The 5,241-nt window shown below is 35.6% G+C and carries 1 protein-coding gene and 2 pseudogenes; 1 reads left to right on the top strand and 2 read right to left on the bottom strand.

Annotated features, from left to right (window positions below; genetic code table 11):
* Nucleotides 1-134 precede the first annotated feature (134 nt).
* Together CBG25_RS07860 and CBG25_RS07865 are read right to left on the bottom strand one after the other, a co-directional pair.
* A pseudogene (locus CBG25_RS07860) lies at nucleotides 135-1,902 on the bottom strand (SmdB family multidrug efflux ABC transporter permease/ATP-binding protein).
* Nucleotides 1,895-3,641 (bottom strand): annotated as a pseudogene (locus CBG25_RS07865) (SmdA family multidrug ABC transporter permease/ATP-binding protein). The pseudogenes CBG25_RS07860 and CBG25_RS07865 overlap by 8 nt, the downstream one beginning before the upstream one ends.
* Before the next feature lie 487 nt (nucleotides 3,642-4,128).
* Here CBG25_RS07865 and queC point away from each other — a divergent pair.
* A complete protein-coding gene (gene queC, locus CBG25_RS07870) occupies nucleotides 4,129-4,830 on the top strand; it encodes a 7-cyano-7-deazaguanine synthase QueC (RefSeq protein ID WP_290605862.1) in 702 nt (233 codons plus the stop codon).
* The last annotated feature ends 411 nt before the right edge of the window (nucleotides 4,831-5,241 follow it).

The following is a 5,241-nucleotide window of genomic DNA, read 5'->3' on the forward strand; positions in this document are numbered from 1 at the left end:
AACGATTATCTCGTAACAGCCGCTCTTTGTTGATCATTTCAAACCTTTATTCTCTAAGTTAAACCTCTTTTTATTCTCAATAGCGTGACAAAAAATGCAAGTCTCTATTCAGCAACTAGTTTATAGAAAAAAGATTAATTAACCATATCTAGATGTTCTACGCTACCAGTATGTAATAAATTACCAATTTGTTGCAATTGGTACATCTGAGTATAAAGCCCCGAGTGTCGTAATAATTGATTATGTTTGCCTTGCTCAACGATTTTTCCACGATGTAAAACAAAAATTTTATCCGCGTCTATAACGGTAGAAAGTCGATGAGCAATAACGATTAATGTTGTTTGCCGACGGATTAACTGTAAAGCTTTTTGGATCGCTCTCTCAGTTTCCGAATCGACATTGGCCGTTGCTTCATCCAATATTAAAATTTTCGTCGTTCGTACTAAAGCACGCGCTAATGCCAATAATTGCTTCTGTCCCGCAGATAGCATGTTACCTTGCTCACCTAACAGAGTATTTAAGCCATCAGGCAATTTATATACCCAATCAACAAGCTGCACAGTTGCCAAAATATGCCAAACCTTCTGTTCTGAAATTTTTCTTCCCAGAGCGATATTGTCAAACAAAGTCGTTGCTAAAATAACCGGCTCTTGTTGCACTATAGTAATAGAATTACGCAACACTTGGGGAGAAAGTGAGGATAACGGGCGTCCATCGAGTAATATTTGTCCTTTTTGCCATGGATAGTATCCCATTAATAAGTTAGTAATCGTGCTTTTTCCACTACCTGTATGCCCAACTAATGCGACAAATTCGTTATCCTCTATTTGCAGATCAATATCGTACAATACATATTTATCATCACGATAAGCAAAAGAAAGCTTTTTCATATCCACGCACCCTGACAATAAAGGTAATTGATGACAACCATAACATTGTCGAGGGCTATCTATCAATTCAAAAATTCTTTCTCCCGAAACTACCGCTTGTTGTGAGGTTAATTTAATTAATGGCTCATTTAAACGCCCAAGATAATTAATAAAGGCATACAATACTCCAACACCAATAACATCTATTCCCTTAAATCCAAATAATAGAATTAATCCACAAAGAGTTAGTGCAGAAAATAAATTCAATAGTGGGCGTAAAAGAATACTATCTAACTTTAATGCCTGCATCCGGGCTATATAGTGCTGGCGATTTACTGCTAACATTTTCTCACCAAAGCGGGCTCGTTGCCTAAATTGTTGAATAGTTGTCATGCCGTTAATTATCTCATTAAAACCATCGTTAATATCAGCTAGGTAAGTACGTACTCGACGAACAATTGGTGTACTTAAACGCTGATAAATTACCATGACCAAAAATACTACAGGGAAAATTAAGCTAGCAACTATTGCCATTCTCCACTCTAAAAAAAACATCGCTACTAACATGGCAATAATTAGCGCTACACTACGAAATATAGTCGGAATAACGGTTACAAATAGATCCTTAACCACTTCAGTATCATTTGTCACTCGAGAAATCAGTTACCCTACTGGTTGATTATCAAAAATACTCAATGGCTGCCTGATAGCGGCACTCATCACATCTGTACGTAATGTTTGAACAACTCCGATAGCGGCTTGATTAAATAAGATTGTTTGATAATAGTGTGAAATGGCAGCAATAATTTGTGATGCAAAAAAAATTATTACTAATATGACCGTGCTTTTCAACGGCATGTAACCTGTTGCTAACATATTATCAATAAAGTAACTCACCAAAAGGGGGCCCACAAATTTCTGCCCCAGCTGCTATCCAGGATATCAAAACGGCAATAATTATCGGTTTACGAAATGAATTTCCATAAATTAGTAAGCGTTTTAAAGATGGCCATAAACGACGACGATTATTCATGCTCATTTTCCAATGAGGCTTCAATTTGCTGATAGCTATGCATATCTCGATACCAACCAGGTTTTGCAATTAATCGCTGATGAGTACCTTGAGATAAGATAGTACCTTGCTGTAATACAAGTATCTGATCTGAATCCACTAATGCAGACAATCGGTGGGCACTAATGATGATAGTATGACACCCTTGCCACTGGCGTAAATTTTTTAAAATTCTATTTTCAGTCTTTCCATCTACCGCAGACAAAGCATCGTCTAATATCAAAATTTCAGTATTTAATAATAGTGCTTTTGCAATAGAAATACGCTGTTTTTGTCCACCAGACAACATAATGCCAGGCTCACCAACTTGTGTGTTATACCCATTAGGTAAACGCAAAATATCTTCATGTACATCAGCTAGTCTTGCCGCTTCCTCTATTTCTGTTTGGCTTGCAATCGGTTTACCTAAAGCGATGTTACTCGATATGGTATCGGAAAACAGAAATGGTATTTGGTTCACCACTGCCAGTCTGGCATGCCATTCTGCCTGCTGAATATTAGTCAGAGAAATAGATTGGAACAAAATTTCACCATCAATAACATCAAAATGGCGCTGTAATAATAATAATAATGTTGTTTTTCCTGCCCCGGTTGGACCACAAATTCCAACTAATTGCCCTGGCTGTATATGAAATACAATATTATGTAAGGAAGATATTGCCGCACCTGGATAATTAAATTGCCGAATATTCACCTTCAATTGACCAGCTCTTTGCTGTAAACACTGTTTTCCATCAATAATTGATGGGCGTTGTTCAAATAAAAAAACAAATCCTACTATACGCAGCGCTTCCACGCTCAACAATATTAAACATCCAAGCAAGTGCTAACATTGGCCATATCATAAGTCCTAAATACATAACAAAACTGGTCAAATCACCTAATGTCATTTTATTATGACCATCCAGCTACCACCAGCTAGCGCCAAAAAATTTGCAGCACCTATCGCAATATAGATTGTAGGGTCAAATTTCGCATCAACTTTAGCAACATGCATATTTTTACGTCCAGCCTCTAATGCGGCAATCTCAAACTGATGGGATTGGTGATCTTCGATACCAAACGCTTTAATCATACGGATACTAGTTAAATTTTCCTGGGCATGGTTGTTAAGAGAAGAAAATGTCGCTTGAGCAGATTTAAAGCGTGTATGCAGTTGCTCGCCATATCGCTTAATAATGACTGCCATGATTGGCATTGGTAGCAATGAAAGCAGGGTCAGTTGCCAACTAATCTCTATGCTCATGACAATTAACACAGCACAACCCATTACCAAAGAATCGACTAGTGTCAGGACACCTTCTCCCGCCGCAAAGACAACTCGATCAACGTCATTTGTTGTACGTGCAATAAGATCGCCTACTCGATGTCGTAAATAAAACTCGCGAGTTTGGCGACTAAATTGTTGATAAAATTTTTGTCTTAACTGTACAGCTAATTTATAAGAAGCGCCAAATAACCATAACCGCCAAATATAACGCAATCCATAAATAATAAATGCAAATAAGCACCATCACACTTATCCAGCCCAAAAGTTGTTTAATACTCATGGTTTGCTTACTAATACCATCAATAATAAAGCCAACAAGCCGTGGTGGAATAAGTTGTAATCCTGCAATAAAAATTAATAACATGACAGCACCAAAATACCGGCGCCACTCAGTTAAAAAATACCAACGTAATTGAGAAAATAATCTCACATTTTTTTATCCTGATATTGAAAATTGCATCAAAAAATATAATAAAATACAGCTTAATAAATTAATCAGATACAAACAAAATTGTGATATATTTTATTTTCTCAATCAAAAATATAAATGATCAATTCAATTAGCTATATTGTTGACTAAATGTTTATAAAAACTATCGTAATCCACCAAATCTCATAATGTTATATAAAATATTTTTAACAATCTGATTTTATCAGCTTTATAAGCAATGTAATATCAGGATGTATTCAACAAATCATGGCATTTTTATCGCATAATTACATAAAATTAATATGCTACCGATAATAAATAGTCAGAATAAAATAATTCATATTTTATAATTTAAACAAATAATATAATACTATGAATATATCTTCCCAATTAAGGCTATCTAAACTAGATTAAACTCAGTAACATAACGTATCATCTTCACTAGCAAAATTTTTTACTTGTACTTTATCGATGGATAGCATTAAGCATGACGAAACGAGCAGTTATTGTATTTAGTGGCGGACAAGATTCGACCACTTGTCTTATACAAGCAATAAAACAATATAACGAAGTTCATTGTATAACTTTCAATTATGCTCAACGTCATAGTGCTGAAATTGTTGCTGCTCAAAAGATATGCCAGCATTTTAACATCGCAGCACATAAAATACTGGATGTCGGATTATTAAATGAACTTGCTATCAGTAGCCTAACTCGCGACAACATTCCAATACCTTCCTATGAAAAAAGTATTGAAAGTGAATTACCCAATACTTTCGTTCCAGGACGTAATATTTTATTTCTAACACTTGCCGCTATTTATGCATACCAAGTTCAAGCTGAGGTGGTTATAACCGGTGTCTGTGAAACAGACTTTTCTGGTTACCCTGATTGTAGGGATGAATTCGTTAAAGCGCTCAATCAAGCTATTTGTCTGGGTATAGCTAAACCGATTCGCTTTGAAACCCCTCTTATGTGGCTAAATAAAGCCGAGACTTGGGCACTAGCCGATTATTACCACTCATTAAAATTAGTACAAAATAAAACCCTTACTTGTTACAATGGTATCATAGGCAATGGTTGTCAACAATGTGCTGCCTGCCATCTGCGTGCAGAAGGATTAAAATATTATCTTAATCATCGACAAGCGATCATGTCCTCTTTAAAACTAAAAATGCACCTTAAATGATTTTAAATAGATACTATTTAACGATATTCAAATAATAAGCCGATTTAATTTACAATCAATGCCACTATATTAATTAATACAAGATACAATAAATTATTTTAGTACTTTTGGCTTAAATATAATCTTACACTTCTAGCGTATACTGGTGTAATGAGTAAGGAACTGAGATTAATAATTCCCTCTCAGCTCCTATTATGTATTAATAGGTTAATTTCTCACGATTCTTTTCAATAAAACCCAAACCAATACTTGGCACATCTTGAAGGGCACCTCGAAAAACCTAAGCCGAGTTTGATTTTGCTGATAAAGTTATCGGAAGCTGGTCTACTGAGCTAACCACCATGAAGAAACGCAGCGCCATTAAGAATGACCTCTTTGCAAACCAGTATCACCAACAGACGATCGACAAGT

This window comes from Arsenophonus sp. ENCA, assembly GCF_002287155.1.
Taxonomy (GTDB): domain Bacteria; phylum Pseudomonadota; class Gammaproteobacteria; order Enterobacterales; family Enterobacteriaceae; genus Arsenophonus; species Arsenophonus nilaparvatae.